The sequence below is a fragment of the Stutzerimonas stutzeri genome (genome assembly GCF_000952685.1).
GTDB lineage: Bacteria > Pseudomonadota > Gammaproteobacteria > Pseudomonadales > Pseudomonadaceae > Stutzerimonas > Stutzerimonas stutzeri_E.
This window is the reverse complement of sequence record NZ_JYHV01000004.1, coordinates 86,990-101,881: the sequence shown is the minus strand read 5'-3', so window position 1 is coordinate 101,881 and position 14,892 is coordinate 86,990. Positions and strand designations below refer to the sequence as shown.

Sequence of the window (14,892 nt, the reverse complement as noted above, 5' to 3'; positions counted from 1 at the left end):
CACCCATCTGGAACATGCAGGTCAGAGCTACTGAACCCCAAGACAGCGGCAACTGCCATGCGACCTTTGACCATTGATCTTCACCGCCTGGAATACGCGCTGGACAGCCGCGACGCCAGCGAGCATTACCTCGATCTGGAGTCCGGCCAAATCCTCGCAGTGTTTCCGGGCGAAACCGTGCCGGGCGCGGACGAGAAATACGACGTACAGGAAGATCGGTTTCTGCATATCGAGCCGCTCGGGCTCGCGCAATCGATCGCCATGCGTGAAGCGTTCCTGTTCACCCAGCACGATCCCAACGCCCATGCCGTGCTGAGCCATGCCTTGCAGGGTCGCAAGCCGTTGCGAACCTTCGATTTCAAGCTGGAAGACTTCCCCGAGGTTCGCCAGGCCTGGCTGGATTACCAGACCGTACAGCTGCGCGAGTATGCGATGACCTGGCTGCATGAGAACGGCCTGGAGCCGTCGAAGCGCTGAGCCACCGCGGCGGGGCGTCTCAGCTTTCCAGCAGAAAAGTCACCGGCCCATCGTTCTGCAGGTGGACCTGCATCTCGGCGCCGAAACGGCCGCCGGCGACCTGCGAATGCTGCCGGCGCGCCTGGGCGAGCAGGTATTCGTAGAGCTCTTCGCCGAGGGAGGGCGGCGCTGCGCTGGAAAAGCTGGGCCGCAGACCGCTGCGCGTATCGGCCGCCAGGGTGAACTGTGAAACCAGCAGCAGGCCGCCACCGATGTCGCTCAAGGAGCGATTCATCTTGCCTTGCTCATCGCTGAATACCCGGTAACGCAGCAGTTTGTGCAACAACTTGTCGGCCCGGGCACGGTCGTCTTCACGCTCAACACCGACCAGCGCCAGCAACCCCTGATCGATGCTGCCGACCACCTCGCCCGCCACCTCGACCCGCGCATGCCGCACGCGCTGGATCAGTCCCTTCATCAGGCCTCCTCGGGGGGAAGGTGGAGCAATCGCTGGGCGATGTCAGTGGCGGCTCGGACCAATGCATCACAGGTGCCTGATTCCGACGCCGAGTGGCCCGCCTCTCGGATGATTTGCAGCTCGCTGTTGGGCCACGCCTCGTGCAGTTCCCACGCGTTTTCCAGCGGGCAAATGACATCATAGCGCCCATGTACGATGATGCCTGGCAGGTGAGCGATCTTGTGCATATCACGCAGCAGTTGGTCGGGCTCGAGAAAGGCGTTGTTGACGAAGTAGTGGCATTCGATGCGCGCCATCGCCAGCGCCCGATGAGTGTCGGAGAAGCGATCGACCACCTGGGTGTTGGGGCGCAGTGTGGCGGTGCGGCCCTCCCAGCAGGACCAGGCCTTGGCCGCGTGCATTTGGGCGATCTGATCGGTGCCCGTCAGGCGCTTGTAATAGGCCTGCATCAGATCCCCACGCTCTTCCGGCGGAATCGGAGCGAGGAAATCCTGCCAGTAATCGGGGAACAGGCGGCTGGCGCCCTCCTGATAGAACCAGGAAAACTCCTTCGGACGACAGAGAAATATCCCGCGCAGAATCAACGCATGTACATGCTCGGGATAGGCCTGAGCGTAGGCCAGGGACAGTGTCGACCCCCAGGAACCGCCAAACAGTACCCATTTATCGACACCGAGGGATTCACGAATGCGCTCCATATCGGCGATAAGGTGAGCGGTGGTGTTGTTTTCCAAGCTGGCGTGGGGGGTGGAGCGACCACAACCACGCTGGTCGAAGGTAATGATGCGGTACAGGTTGGGATCGAAAAAGCGCCGGCTTAGCGCATCACAACCGCCGCCTGGGCCACCATGCACGAACAGCACGGGCAGCCCCTCCGGTGATCCACTCTCGTCGACGTAAAGCACATGCGGTGATTCGACCGCCAGCTCGTGCCGGGCGTAGGGTTTGATCTCCGGGTACAAGGTCTGCATGGCACACTCCATAGTCGTGGCGCGGGCTCAACGGCCCGCCTGACGTTTCCGGCATCATAACGAGGTTCGAGAGGTTCGGCATGCCCCTATGGAAATTAGCCGCAACTGCCGTGGCACTGGTGCTGCTGGCCGGTTGTGGTCGCGATGATCCGCAAGCCGCGCTGAATATCGCCGCGCAGTCACTGCAGGACAGTATCGAGAACAAGGACGCCGGCGAACTGATCGCGCGGATTCATCCTGAGTTCAGCGCCAATCAGCACCTCGATCGAGACTGGGTGCGGCGCACGGCCGGCTTGATGTTCCTACGTCATGAAAATGTGCGGGTAATTGCGCTCAACCGCCATAGCTGGATCGACCCAAACTATTCGAACAAGGGCTACAGCGAGGCACAGGTGGCGCTAACCGGTGCCGAGCGCTGGCTTCCCCAACGCGTCGGTCACTATCAAGTCAGACTCGAGTGGTGGCGGGAGGACGGCGAGTGGCTGTTGGCACGGCTGCACTGGGAATAATGGCAACTCGCTTGCCAGAGCGAGAGCGGCGCCGCTCAGCGGGCCCGACGCCCAGGGGGTCAAGACTTGCCGCGCCAGATCAGCCCACTGACGTCGTAGCCGCGCCTACGGGCTTCATCGAGCAGCCTGTCGCGCATCGCCGAGTCGACTTCCGGCTCCCGTGACAGCAGCCAGAGGTAGTCGCGATCCGGACTCCCCACCAGCGCCACGCGATAGTCATCGTCGAGGTAAAGAATCCAGTAATCGCCCTTGGTTAGCCCCGGGAAGAGATTGCTGAACCAGTTGTCGAAACGAACCCAGAGCTTATCGGTGTGTCCTGGTTGCTGAGGTGCCGCCTCGCCCTGAGCCTGTTGCCATTCGCCATCAGCGGTTTCACAGCGGTTGGTCACCGCCACGCGGCCATCGTCCCGTAGCTCGTAATGGGCCTCGGACCGCACGCAGTTACGCTGGAAGAACATCGGCAGACGCGCCAGTTCATACCAGGTCCCCTGATAGCGCTGGAGGTCGACTTGCCCGGTCGTTTCGGGCGTTTCACGCGCATCCTGACGTACGCAGCCTATGATCGACAAGACACAGCACAGGGTCACGACGAGACGCATAGAGGGTCCTATTTCAGGCCTTGGCCGGAGAACATCATCACCTTGTCGCCGGCGAACTGAATACTGATGAAACTGTTCTTCTGGCCCCAGGTGCAACTGGACATGCCCAGCGCACCAGCGCATTCGCCCGGCTTACCCAACAACTCTTCGACCTCCGAGCGGGGCATGCCGGCTTTCAGCTTGGCGAAGTTCTCTTGAGTGATCGGGCTACAGGCAGCCACCAGCACAACGGCGACGATTAATGATAGATAACGCAACGACATGGCAGATTTCCTTGGGTCGGTCGGTGGCTGGCCCTGCTTGGCCACGCCGGTCAAATTAACGATTCGGAGCGGGTCGTAAGGCGGCGCGTGCATCGCCTAGAAGCGGGATCCAGGCTTGGTCAGGAATACCTGCTCGGCCTCGGTGGTTTCCCGGCCGAGCACTTCATTGCGATGGGGAAAGCGGCCGAATCTGGAAATCACATCGCGATGGCGCACTGCATAGTCGAGGAAATCGGCAAACAGCGCCTGGTCTTCGGTCCCGACGAGGCCGTGGAGCATCTGGAACTGCGCGACGGCCTGATCCTGTACCCGAAGATCCTCCGCATGCTCGAGCACCAAATAAATGAACACGCGCTGAATCGGGGCGAGCAGCACATCGCCGCCATGGGCCATGCCGTCGCGCACCAGCTGCAGGGCGCGCTCATCCCCGGCGAATGCCTGCGGTGTCCCGCGATAGATCATGCGGGGCAGTTGGTCGAGCAACAGCACCAGCGCCAACCAGCCATGGGGCGACTCAGCCCAGTCGGTCAGCTCGCCAGCCAGCGCCCGGTCGACCAACTCACCGAAGCGGGCTCGGGCTTCGGCGTCCTGCTCGGGCTTGTAGCCGAACCACAAGCCATTTTTTTGTTCAGAAATTTCACTGACGGTGACGCCCTCGCCGAACCACCAGTTCAGCAATTCCAGCCAGGGCATCCGCTGCATCGGTTAGCCCTGATGGTAGCCGGTGATGCGTTCGACTTCTTCCTTAGAACCCAGGAAGACCGGCACGCGCTGATGCAACGATTCGGGCTGGACATCGAGGATACGCTGAGTGCCTGTCGTTGCCGCGCCGCCGGCCTGCTCGATGATGAAGGACATCGGGTTGGCTTCGTACATCAATCGCAGCTTGCCGGCCTTGCCTGGCTCGCGTGCATCCTTGGGATACATGAACATGCCACCGCGGGTCAGGATGCGATGCACGTCAGCCACCATCGAAGCGATCCAGCGCATGTTGTAATTCTTGTTCAACGGGCCTTCGGCACCAGCCAGAAGTTCGCTGACGTAGCGCTGCACCGGTGCTTCCCAGTGGCGTTGGTTGGACATGTTGATCGCGAACTCGGCGGTGCTTTCCGGTACACGGATGTTTTCATGGGTGAGCACGAAGCTGCCCAGCTCGCGGTCCAGGGTGAAGCCCATCACGCCGTTGCCCAAGGTGAGCATCAGCATGGTCTGCGGACCATAGATGGCGTAACCCGCCGCGACCTGCTTGGTGCCCGGCTGAAGGAAGGCTTCTTCGCCCAGCGCATCGTTCTGGCTGAAGCATTCACCGGGGCAGCGCAGCACCGAGAAAATGGTGCCGACCGAGACGTTGACATCGATGTTGCTGGAACCGTCCAGTGGATCGAAGACCAGCAGATAAGCACCCTTCGGGTACTTGCCGGGAATCTGGTAGGCGTTGTCCATTTCCTCCGACGCCATGCCGGCCAGGTGGCCACCCCACTCGTTGGCTTCGAGCAAGATTTCGTTGGACAGCACGTCGAGCTTCTTCTGCACTTCGCCCTGAATGTTCTCGGTTTCGGTCGAACCGAGTACGCCGCCCAATGCGCCCTTGGAAACGGCGTGGCTGATTTCCTTGCACGCTCGGGCCACTACCTCGATAAGGAAACGCAGATCGGCAGGAGTATTGTTGCTGCGGGTCTGCTCGATCAGGTAGCGACTCAGGGTTACGCGTGACATGAAAATGACTCCGGAGGATGGAAAAACCCGCGCAGTTTAGCAGGCCAGGGGGAAACTAACCCTCCCTCAGACCCACCCAGGGGCGGCAGAGTTCAGCGCAGCGGCAAAGTGCCTGCAGCGTTCATCAAGCAGCCGCTCTGGCGGGCGCTTTGCTCCCCTGACGAGCCGGGCGCCTGCAGTGCGCGTAGGACTGCTGCAGACGATCGCCCCGCTTCGCTCAGAGCACCTTCCAGATTTCCTCGGCGTATTCGCGGATGGTCCGGTCGGACGAAAACCAGCCCGTGCGCGCCGTATTCAGCACAGCCGAACGCCACCAGCTATCAGCGTCGCGCCAGCGTGTTTCGACGTCCAACTGCGCCTTCCAGTAAGCCTCGAAATCGGCACAGACCATGAAGGTGTCATGCCATTTGAGGCCATCGATCAGCGCTGTGTAACGGGCCGGATCATCGGCTGAGAAGGCACCGTTGCGAATCGCCATCAGTACCTCATTGAGCCGCGGAGAGTCGATGATGATGGCTTCGGCGTTGTATTCGTTGGCTTGCTTGCGTGCCTCGACCTCCTCGGCGGTCATGCCGAAGATGAACATGTGCTCGGCACCGATCTGCTCGCACATCTCGACGTTGGCTCCATCGAGCGTGCCGATGGTCAGCGCGCCATTGAGGGCGAACTTCATGTTGCTGGTGCCCGAGGCCTCGAGTCCCGCAGTGGAAATCTGCTCGGACAGGTCGGCGGCGGGAATGATGCGCTCGGCCAGGCTGACGTTGTAGTTGGGTAGGAACACCACCTTGAGCAGGCCGCGCACTGTCGGGTCATCATTGATGGTCCGAGCAATGTCGTTGGTCAGTTTGATGATCAGCTTGGCCGTGTGGTAACTGGCGGCTGCCTTGCCGGCGAAGATCTTCACACGTGGCACCCAGCTGCCGCCCGGGTCGGAGCGAATTGCCTGATACAGCGCCACGGTATGCAGCAAATTGAGCAGCTGCCGCTTGTATTCGTGGATGCGTTTGACATGAACATCGAACAGCGCATTCGGATCGACACTGATACCCAGCCGCTCCTGAATCATCCGCGCCAGCAGCTGCTTGTTGCCAAGCCGCTGGGCAGCGAACCGCGCCCGGAAGTCCGGTTGGTCGGCGAAGGGCTCCAGTTTCCGCAACATTGTTTCTGGCGCGTCGAGCAGCTCCTCACCGATGTGGTCGACTAGCAACCGGGTCAGCTGCGGATTGGACTGGTAAAGCCAGCGACGGAAGGTGATCCCGTTGGTCTTGTTGCTGATGCGTTTCGGGTACAGCGAATGCAGATCGGTGAATACCGTCTCGCGCATCAGTCCGGTGTGCAGCGCCGAGACGCCGTTGATGCAATGCGAACCGAGGAATGCCAGGTTGCCCATGCGCACCCGCCGACCGTGCCCTTCCTCGATCAGCGATACCGAGCGCAGCAGGTCGAGGTCATGCACGCCCCGCTCCCGCAAGGCATCGAGATGCTGCGCATTGATCAGGTAGATGATCTGCATGTGACGCGGCAGCAGGCGCTCCATCAGCCCCACCGGCCAGGTTTCCAATGCCTCCGGCAGCAGGGTGTGGTTGGTATAGGACAGCGTACCGACGGTCAGCTCCCACGCCTTGCGCCAGGGTATGTCGTGCACGTCGACCAATAGCCGCATCAGCTCCGCCACGGCGATAGCGGGATGCGTGTCGTTGAGCTGGATGGCAGCGAATTCCGGCAGGTTCAGTAGCGTACCGCGTTGGTCCAGGTGACGCCGTATCAGGTCCTGCAACGAGGCAGCGACGAAGAAGTACTCCTGACGCAGGCGCAGCTCCTGACCGGCTTCGGTGCTGTCGGCGGGATACAGCACTCGCGAGATACTTTCGGCACGGGCTTCCTCGGCGACAGCCCCGATATGGTCACCGGCGTTGAAGCGCTCCAGATGGAAATCCGCCTCGGCGCGGGCCCGCCACAATCGCAGCGTATTGACGCTCGCCCCGCGCCAGCCGACTACCGGCGTGTCATAGGCGATGGCGCGCACGCCTTCGGCCCAGTGCCAGAAATGCTTGGGCTGGTCCGGCCCGGTAGCGTCGTGCGGCATGGCCGTGACACTGCCACCAAAGCCGATCAGATAGCTCACTTCGGGGCGTTCGAATTCCCAGGGGTTGCCGAAATTCAGCCAGGTTTCGGTCTGCTCGTGCTGCCAGCCGTCGACGATGGCCTGGCGGAACAGCCCATGATCGTAACGAATCCCATAACCATGCGCCGCGATGCCCAGCGTCGCCATGCTTTCCATGAAGCAGGCCGCCAGCCTTCCCAAACCGCCATTGCCCAACGCAGCATCCGGCTCAGCCAGGCGGATGCGCTCGAAATCCACATCCACGCCAGCCAGCGCCTCGCGAGCCACGTCCAGCAACCCGAGGTTGCTCAGGCTGTCAGTGAGCAGCCGGCCGATCAGAAATTCCAGCGAGAGGTAATACACCCGCTTCTTGCCTTCGCGATATCCCTGGCGCGTACGATCCATCCACTGATCGATCATACGGTCGCGAGTGGCGAGTGCGACTGCCTCGAACCAGTCATGGTTGGAGGCGTGTTCTGGATCCTTGCCGATCGAGTAGGTCAGCTTGCTGATGATCGCGTTGCGAAAGGTAGCTACGTCATCGGCATTGGGAGCAGTCGATTCTTGCGACATGGACAGACCTCGTGAAGCTGGGAATAGGGGATGAGGGTTCTTGGCGGCACCGACTCACCGCTACAAAGGGCAATACAGACAGGTTTGCAGGTTTCAACTGAACCTGCGCGACCGTCTGTCCGGCGTTCGACTCGTCGGAATCGCTGGAAATTCCACCGTGGGCCGTTATCATCGCGCGCCGCCATTACCGATACCGCCGCATTGAAGACCCGACTGATCGCTTCCGCCGACCCCGACCGCCTGGAAACCTGGGCCCGCTACAGCAACGGATTGTGCCGCGATTGCCAGGCCACGTGCTGCACGCTGCCGGTCGAGGTGCGCATCGATGACCTGATCCGCCTGGAATTGGTCGATGCCTTCGAGCGTGACGAGCCGCCGAAAAACGTCGCCAAGCGCCTGAGCAAAGCCGGCATCGTCGAGCACTTCAATCAGAAGCATGGCATTTTCACCCTGACGCGGCTGGCCAACGGTGATTGTCTCTACCTCGATCGCAAGACACGCTTATGCACGGTCTATGCCAAGCGCCCGGACACCTGCCGCAACCATCCCAGGATGTGCCCGCGCCCCGGCTACTGCGCCTACCAGCAGAAAACCGCCGCTCGCTGAAGCAGGCTACCTACGCACCTCCTCCGACCGTCGAGTGGCGCCTGGAAACCGGGAAAAAAGCGCATGTGGAAACTGGCAATCTCGTGACTCAGCAGTCATGCTTGACGTCTGCCTGTATCTGCAAACGTTTAGGAATCCACCCGGCATGAGCCGCGATAGCCGCTACCTGGAAGCCATTCTGCATCACGACATCCCACTGACCCGGGCGATGGGCCTGCGTGTCGAGCAATGGGAAAATCACGAGCTGCGCCTGAAGGTCCCGCTGCAAGCGAACATCAACCACAAGAGCAGCATGTTCGGCGGCAGCCTGTATTGTGCGTCGGTGCTGGCTGGCTGGGGCTGGTTGCATCTGCGCCTGCGCGAGGCAGGGATCGAGGACGGCCACATCGTCATTCATGAGGGTCAGATCGACTATCCGCTCCCGGTTGTAGACGACGCCACCGCGATCTGCTCCGCACCGGACGACGAGGCCTGGAATCGCTTCGAAACCATCTATCGTCGACGTGGCCGCTCTCGTCTCACGCTGACCAGCCGGATCCTCGCCGCCGACGGCCGCGACGCCGTGCGTTTTACCGGCCAGTTCGTCCTGCACAAGTAGCACCCCCACCGCGATCCGCTCCAAATCGGTGCGCCGACTTTCCGTGCGGCGCACCGCCAGCGTGTCGAGCCAGACGGCACCGTCCACTCCGCAGCCCTTACGTACCGCGTCCCGCATCCTTCGCCTGTTTCAACTCGCCTCGACGGCCGTCGAGAGGCGCATGGCGGAGCGTTTCGATTTGGTTCACGTCGAGAGGCCTCCGCGCTAGCAACGCAGACATCGCGCGACTACCCTTGGCGGGCCAACAATAAAAACAGCGTCAAGGAAGCCGATACTATGGGCCATCTTCATAAATTCATCCTATTGCTCGCTGTTCTGCTCGCCGGAACGGGCGTTGCCCATGCTGAACTGCCAAGCAACTATAAAATCATCCTGCAGACCGATAACTTCCCGCCGTTCAACATGGGGCCGAACCACAAGAGTTTTGCCCGTGGCGACGAAGTCGAGGGCATCAGCACGGACACCGTGCGGGAAATCTTCAAGCGCGCCGGGATTGCCTACAGCCTGACGCTACGTTCGCCCTGGGACCGTATTTACACCCAGACCCTGAGCGACACCGGTCATGGGCTGTTCTCGGTTACCCGCACACCGCAGAACCAGTCGCAATTCAAATGGGTCGGACCGCTCGCCCGCTACGAGAGCGTTCTGCTCGCCGCGCCGGGTGCGGCGATATCGTTGACGGATCTGAGCCAGGCCAAGCACTACGAAATCGGCGCCGAGAAAAGCAGCGGCGTCAGCCAGCTGCTGACGAGCCAGGGTTTTCAGCCAATCGACAGCCTGAGCGAGGAAGAGAACCTGCGCAAATTGCTCAGCGGACGCATCGACCTCTGGGCGACAGCCGATCCGGTCTGGCGCTACCAAGCTAAACAGCACGGCGCGGAAGGCTTACAGCAGGTACTGAGTTTCCAACCGACCGATCTCTATCTGGCGCTGAACAAGGACACCCCGGACGAAGCGGTAAGTCGTCTGCAACAGGCGCTGAATGAGGTCATCAGCGAAGGATATGCCGGCTGCAGCAAGACGCCGGACCTCTGCTACCTGATCCGCGACCGCAAGGCGCCCTAAGGCGCCTTGGGTCGAAAGTCGTCAAACGTAGCGTGACTTGGGCGTGGCCATCGGCAGCGGGCCATCGCCAATCAGGCGAAACTCACCGCGCGACGCATCGTAGGCACGAATCTCGCTGGTGCCGATGTTGTACACCCAGCCATGAATGAACAACTCACCACTGGCTAGCCGCGCCGCAACCGACGGATGAGTGCGCAGGTGATCGAGCTGAGCCAGTACGTTCTCCTCGATCAGCACCCCCAGGGTATTGTGGTCAGCGCAACCACAGTTGGCCTCCACCACCGTGCGAGCCACCTCGGCATGCCGCAGCCAGGTTCTTACGGTGGGCATTTTGTCCAGACTGGACGGGTTCAGCACCGCTTTCATTGCGCCACAGTCTGAGTGACCGCAGACGATGATGTGATGGACCCCGAGGGCCATCACGGCAAACTCAATGGCGGTCGATACGCCCCCGTTCATGACTCCGTAAGGCGGCACGATATTACCGACGTTGCGTGTAACGAACAGATCGCCTGGCGAGCTTTGAGTGATCAGCTCCGGCAGGACGCGCGAGTCGGCGCAGGTAATGAACATCGCACGCGGCGTCTGTTCGTTGGCCAGCTTGCTGAACAGCTCGCGCTGCTGCGGATAGATATCTTCGCGGAACTGCATGACCCCCGCGATCAGGTTATCGAGCGCCTCCTGCGCCGTTTCGGTCGTCTTGTCTTCGAGACTCATGGCAATCTCTCTTTATGGTTTGGTTGGATACGACGTTGCACGCTCAAGGCCAGACACCGCGAAGGTGTGACAGACCGTAACGAAAGCCGGGAAGCCATCTCCCGGCTCGATGGAACAGATATCGAGGCGCCTCAAAAGATAGACCAGCCGATGCGCTGCGATAGTTTCTCCAGTGCCGCCATTCCGATCAGCGAGTTGCCGGCCTGGTTCAGCTCCGGCGACCAGACGCAGACGGTGAAACGGCCCGGCACCACCGCGACAATTCCTCCACCGACACCGCTTTTACCAGGCAGGCCGACGCGGTAGGCGAAATTGCCAGCCTCGTCGTAAAGCCCGCTGGTAGCCATGATGGCGTTGACCTGTTTGACCTGCCGTGGGCTCAGCACTGGGGCGCCGCCCTCTGGGCAAGCGCCATCGCGGGCGAGGAAGGCGAACGCTCGCGCCAGGTCGACGCAGCTCATGCGCAACGCGCAATGATGAAAATAGCTGCGTAGCACCGCCTCGACATCGTTGTGGAAGTTGCCGAACGCCTGCATCAGGTAGGCCATCGCCGCGTTGCGTGCTCGGTGTTGATATTCCGAATCGGCGACTTTCGTATCGGAGATGATCAAGGGGTTTCCCGACAGATGCCGAACGAAATCACGCATGGATAGCGCCGGCACGGCGAAGCGTGACTGGTTGATATCGCAGATCACCAGCGCGCCGGCGTTGATGAAGGGGTTCCGGGGACGGCCACGCTCGAATTCCAGCTGCACCAGCGAGTTGAACGGCTGGCCGGACGGCTCGTGGCCCAGCCGCTCCCACAGCGACTCGCCACCATGCTGAATCGCCTGAACCAGGCTGAATACCTTGGAAATGCTCTGGATCGAAAACGGTGTCTTGGCATCCCCGGCATGGAAGAGCTCGCCGGACGCGCTGCAAACGGCGATACCCAATTGATTGGCCGGCACGTCCGCCAGTGCGGGAATATAGTCCGCTACCTTGCCCTGACCGAGCAGCGGACGGACTTCATCGAGGATTTCGCTCAACAGGCTTTGCATATAGGCCCTATGGGTGGAGAAAGTCGCGGCACGCCAGTGCATTGCCGCGCCGGCCAATTGCGCCGTAGGCTACAGACGCCAGGCAGACGGTGATCATCACAGTCCATCCCAGCCCCTGCCGTAGGCCTTCCAGTGTCCCGATCAGCACCAGACGGAACCCTCTCATGTCGTCTATCCAGATCCGCCCCGTAACGCCCGATGATCACGACGCCTGGCTGGCGCTCTGGCTGGGCTACCTGAGCTTCTACCAAACCGAGCTGCCCGCTGAGACCAGCGCCAACACCTGGCAACGCTTCCTCGACCCCACCGAACCCACCCACGCCGCACTGGCCTGGCAGGATGGAAAAGCGCTCGGTCTGGTGCAGTGGATCTTTCACCGCTCCAACTGGACGGTCGAAGACAGCTGTTATCTGCAAGATCTGTTCGTAAGCCCGGAACTGCGCGGCACCGGCGTTGGACGTCGATTGATCGAGCACGTCTACGCCGAGGCCCGCGCCGCTGGCAGCTCGAAAGTGCACTGGCTGACTCATGAGAGCAACCACACCGGGATGCAACTTTACGAGCGCATCGCCGAGCGTTCCGGCTTCCTGCAGTACCGTCATGCGCTTTGACCAAGGAAGCCAAACCAGCCTAGCCCTTCCAAACACACCTCCATAGCAAGGCCGGGGTCCAGCGCAGCAGCGCTACATCGACCCCTCGGCGGTTGAGACAACCGCTCGACCACGGTTTTGCGACTGCGCCGTTCAGCGCCACAGTTTCGCCATCTTCCGTGCGCGGGGGTATAGTGCCGCCCGCTTTACAGGGCGCGGTATGTGCCCTGGGCATCACCACAAGGAACGAATCGATATGATGTTGAAACGAGCGGCGAGCCTGTTGGCACTTGCTATCTTCCTCAGCGGTTGCTCCACCGCGACCTATTTCAAGCTGCCGGAACACAGCCAGGTGTCCGTCTATGAGCGACCGCAGCAATACTCCCAGGGCCTGGTCAAGACCCGTCCGTTCTTCTGGACCGCCGCTGGCGGCATTCCCTACAAGCTCAGCAATGATCAAGGCGAACTGCTGCAGCAAGGCAAACTGCGTGCGCGCTTTCGCGTTGCGTCGATCTTCTGGCCACCCGGCGGCATCATCTATTGGCCGATGGGCTTCGGTCAGCGCTGCTATGACCTGACCGGCGCCGAACCGCTGACCTGCACCCAAGGCGATCTGATGGAACTGCGCAAGCAAACCCGCCTGAAGCGCTGAGTTGCCCTACACCGCGCTCTGCTTGATCAGAACAGCATCGACGATCCGGTGCATCGCCGGTTGCTCTCGGATCGCTCGATGATCAGCAGACCGCGAACAAAAAAGGGGAGCCTTGCGGCTCCCTAAGGGACATCTGTCAGGCCTCGATCTCTATCAGCAGATCGCCGGGGGTCACCCGGTCGCCCTTGGCCACGTGTACCGCCTTCACCGTGCCGGCGATGGGCGCCTGGATTTCGGTTTCCATCTTCATCGCCTCGCTGATCAGCACCGGTTGTCCGGCCCTGACCACGTCGCCTTCCTTGACCAGCACATCGACCACATTGCCCGGCATGCTGGTGCTCACGTCGCCAGGCGCGCTGGCTTGCTTGCGTTTGCTGCCGCCTTCGCCGACGAAGTTGTTCAGCGGTTCGAACACCACTTCCTCCGGCATGCCGTCGATGGACAGGAAGAAGTGCCGCTTGCCTTCACCTTTGACGCCGACACCGGTGATGTCGACCCGGTAGGTCTCGCCGTGCACGTCGATGACGAACTCGGTCGGTACACCCTCGCCACCGGCGGCACTCACGGCACTACCGTCTGGAATCGGCAGCAACACTTCCGGTTGCAGGGTGCCGGCCTCGCGCTCCTCGAGGAACTTGCGGCCGATGTCGGGGAACATGGCGTAGGTCAGCACGTCCTCTTCGCTGTGGGCCAGCGCACCGATCTCCTGGCGCAGCTTGTCCAGCTCCGGCTTGATCAGGTCGGCCGGACGTACTTCGATGATCTCCTCACCGCCGATGGCCTGGCGCTGCAGCTGGGCGTCGATGGTGCCCGGCGCCTTGCCGTAGCGACCTTGCAGGTAGAGCTTCACCTCGTTGGTGATGGTCTTGTAGCGCTCGCCGGCGAGCACGTTGAAGAACGCCTGGGTGCCGACGATCTGCGAAGTCGGGGTCACCAGCGGCGGGTAGCCCAGGTCCTTGCGCACGCGGGGGATTTCGGCGAGCACTTCGTCCATGCGGTTGAGCGCGCCCTGCTCCTTGAGCTGGTTGGCCAGGTTGGAAATCATCCCACCGGGCACCTGGTTGACCTGCACCCGGGTATCGACACCGGTGAAATCGCTTTCGAACTGGTGGTACTTCTTGCGCACCGCATAGAAGTACAGGCCGATCTCCTGGATCAGTTCCAGGTCAAGGCCGGTGTCATAGGGCGTGCCGCGCAGGGCTGCGACCATCGACTCGGTGCCCGGGTGGCTGGTGCCCCAGGCGAAGCTGGAAATCGCCGTGTCGATGTGGTCGGCGCCGTTCTCGATGGCCTTGAGCTGGCACATGCTGGCGACACCGGCGGTGTCATGGGAGTGGATGAACACCGGCAGGTCGACCTCGGCCTTCAGCGCGCGCACCAGATCTCCGGTGGCGAACGGCGTCAGCAGGCCGGCCATGTCCTTGATGGCGATGGAGTCGACGCCCATGTCGCGCATCGCCCGACCCTGCTCGACGAACAACTCGACGGTGTGTACGGGGCTGGTGGTGTAGGCAATGGTGCCCTGGGCGTGCTTGCCAGTCTTCTTTACCGCACGAATCGCGGTTTCCAGGTTCCGTACATCGTTCATTGCATCGAAGATACGGAACACATCGATGCCGTTCTCCGCCGCCTTGGCACAGAAGGCCTCAACCACATCGTCGGCGTAGTGGCGGTAACCGAGCAGGTTCTGCCCGCGCAGCAGCATTTGCAGACGCGTGTTGGGCAGCGCCGCCTTGAGCTGACGCAGGCGCTCCCACGGGTCCTCCTTGAGGAAGCGCACACAGGCGTCGAACGTCGCGCCGCCCCAGACTTCCAGCGACCAGTAGCCGACGCGGTCGAGCTTGTCGCAGATCGGCAGCATGTCTTCGGTGCGCATGCGGGTGGCGATCAGCGACTGGTGGGCGTCACGCAGGATGGTGTCGGTAACGGTGATTTTCTTCTGAGCAGTCATGGTT

At 61.5% G+C, this 14,892-nt stretch carries 18 protein-coding genes; 7 read left to right on the top strand and 11 right to left on the bottom strand.

The features are described from left to right. Window positions 1-57: 57 nt before the first annotated feature. Window positions 58-477, top strand: a complete 420-nt coding sequence (locus tag UF78_RS01315; RefSeq protein WP_045160220.1) for a UPF0158 family protein — start codon at window positions 58-60, stop codon at window positions 475-477. A 19-nt stretch (window positions 478-496) separates the two neighbouring features. Here the strand turns inward: UF78_RS01315 and dtd are convergent, their stop codons facing one another. Both dtd and pip read right to left on the bottom strand, forming a co-directional pair. Next, entirely contained in the window at window positions 497-934 is a 438-nt protein-coding gene (gene dtd, locus UF78_RS01310; RefSeq protein WP_045160219.1) for a D-aminoacyl-tRNA deacylase, read from the bottom strand. Then, on the bottom strand, window positions 934-1,905 hold the full coding sequence (gene pip, locus UF78_RS01305) for a prolyl aminopeptidase (protein WP_045160218.1): 972 nt from the start codon (window positions 1,903-1,905) through the stop codon (window positions 934-936). Before pip ends, dtd begins: the two co-directional genes overlap by 1 nt. Window positions 1,906-1,985: 80 nt before the next feature. Between pip and UF78_RS01300 the strand changes: the two genes are divergently transcribed. Beyond that, entirely contained in the window at window positions 1,986-2,414 is a 429-nt protein-coding gene (locus UF78_RS01300; protein ID WP_045160217.1) for a hypothetical protein, read from the top strand. A gap of 59 nt (window positions 2,415-2,473) precedes the next feature. Here UF78_RS01300 and UF78_RS01295 read toward each other — a convergent pair whose 3' ends face one another. From UF78_RS01295 to UF78_RS01275, 5 genes are all read right to left on the bottom strand, one after another. Then, complete coding sequence (locus UF78_RS01295; RefSeq protein WP_045160216.1) at window positions 2,474-3,013, bottom strand: lipocalin family protein; 540 nt, start codon at window positions 3,011-3,013, stop codon at window positions 2,474-2,476. Between the two features lie 8 nt (window positions 3,014-3,021). Next, the gene (locus tag UF78_RS01290) at window positions 3,022-3,276 is read right to left on the bottom strand and encodes a lipoprotein (protein WP_045160215.1); all 255 of its coding nucleotides are present in this window, start codon (window positions 3,274-3,276) and stop codon (window positions 3,022-3,024) included. Window positions 3,277-3,372: 96 nt separating this feature from the next. Continuing rightward, on the bottom strand, window positions 3,373-3,969 hold the full coding sequence (locus UF78_RS01285; RefSeq protein WP_080890531.1) for a DUF924 family protein: 597 nt from the start codon (window positions 3,967-3,969) through the stop codon (window positions 3,373-3,375). A gap of 12 nt (window positions 3,970-3,981) precedes the next feature. Next, a complete protein-coding gene (locus UF78_RS01280; RefSeq protein WP_045160213.1) occupies window positions 3,982-4,992 on the bottom strand; it encodes a class 1 fructose-bisphosphatase in 1,011 nt (336 codons plus the stop codon). Window positions 4,993-5,209: 217 nt separating this feature from the next. Continuing rightward, entirely contained in the window at window positions 5,210-7,669 is a 2,460-nt protein-coding gene (locus UF78_RS01275) for a glycogen/starch/alpha-glucan phosphorylase (RefSeq protein ID WP_045160212.1), read from the bottom strand. Window positions 7,670-7,870: 201 nt separating this feature from the next. On the opposite strand from UF78_RS01275, the gene UF78_RS01270 reads away from it, so the two are divergent. The 3 genes from UF78_RS01270 (at window position 7,871) to UF78_RS01260 (ending at window position 9,938) form a co-directional block, all read left to right on the top strand. Continuing rightward, on the top strand, window positions 7,871-8,275 hold the full coding sequence (locus UF78_RS01270; RefSeq protein ID WP_045160211.1) for a YkgJ family cysteine cluster protein: 405 nt from the start codon (window positions 7,871-7,873) through the stop codon (window positions 8,273-8,275). Window positions 8,276-8,420: 145 nt separating this feature from the next. Then, window positions 8,421-8,873, top strand: a complete 453-nt coding sequence (locus UF78_RS01265) for a thioesterase domain-containing protein (protein ID WP_045160208.1) — start codon at window positions 8,421-8,423, stop codon at window positions 8,871-8,873. Window positions 8,874-9,149: 276 nt separating this feature from the next. After that, window positions 9,150-9,938, top strand: coding sequence for a substrate-binding periplasmic protein (locus UF78_RS01260; protein ID WP_045160207.1), 789 nt, complete (start codon window positions 9,150-9,152; stop codon window positions 9,936-9,938). A 21-nt stretch (window positions 9,939-9,959) separates the two neighbouring features. On the opposite strand, the gene UF78_RS01255 is transcribed toward UF78_RS01260, so the two are convergent. From UF78_RS01255 to UF78_RS22955, 3 genes are all read right to left on the bottom strand, one after another. Next, window positions 9,960-10,655: a carbonic anhydrase gene (locus UF78_RS01255; protein WP_045160206.1), complete on the bottom strand. Its 696-nt coding sequence runs from the start codon at window positions 10,653-10,655 to the stop codon at window positions 9,960-9,962. A 131-nt stretch (window positions 10,656-10,786) separates the two neighbouring features. Beyond that, window positions 10,787-11,695, bottom strand: a complete 909-nt coding sequence (glsB, locus tag UF78_RS01250) for a glutaminase B (protein WP_045160205.1) — start codon at window positions 11,693-11,695, stop codon at window positions 10,787-10,789. A 7-nt stretch (window positions 11,696-11,702) separates the two neighbouring features. Further along, entirely contained in the window at window positions 11,703-11,861 is a 159-nt protein-coding gene (locus UF78_RS22955) for a hypothetical protein (protein ID WP_196298625.1), read from the bottom strand. Between UF78_RS22955 and UF78_RS01245 the strand changes: the two genes are divergently transcribed. Together UF78_RS01245 and UF78_RS01240 are read left to right on the top strand one after the other, a co-directional pair. Further along, window positions 11,860-12,306, top strand: a complete 447-nt coding sequence (locus UF78_RS01245) for a GNAT family N-acetyltransferase (protein ID WP_045160203.1) — start codon at window positions 11,860-11,862, stop codon at window positions 12,304-12,306. The two genes, UF78_RS22955 and UF78_RS01245, sit on opposite strands and share 2 nt — an antisense overlap. 235 nt (window positions 12,307-12,541) lie before the next feature. Next, entirely contained in the window at window positions 12,542-12,937 is a 396-nt protein-coding gene (locus UF78_RS01240; protein ID WP_045160202.1) for a hypothetical protein, read from the top strand. Window positions 12,938-13,073: 136 nt separating this feature from the next. Here the strand turns inward: UF78_RS01240 and oadA are convergent, their stop codons facing one another. Beyond that, a complete protein-coding gene (gene oadA, locus UF78_RS01235) occupies window positions 13,074-14,888 on the bottom strand; it encodes a sodium-extruding oxaloacetate decarboxylase subunit alpha (protein WP_045160201.1) in 1,815 nt (604 codons plus the stop codon). Between the last annotated feature and the right edge of the window lie 4 nt (window positions 14,889-14,892).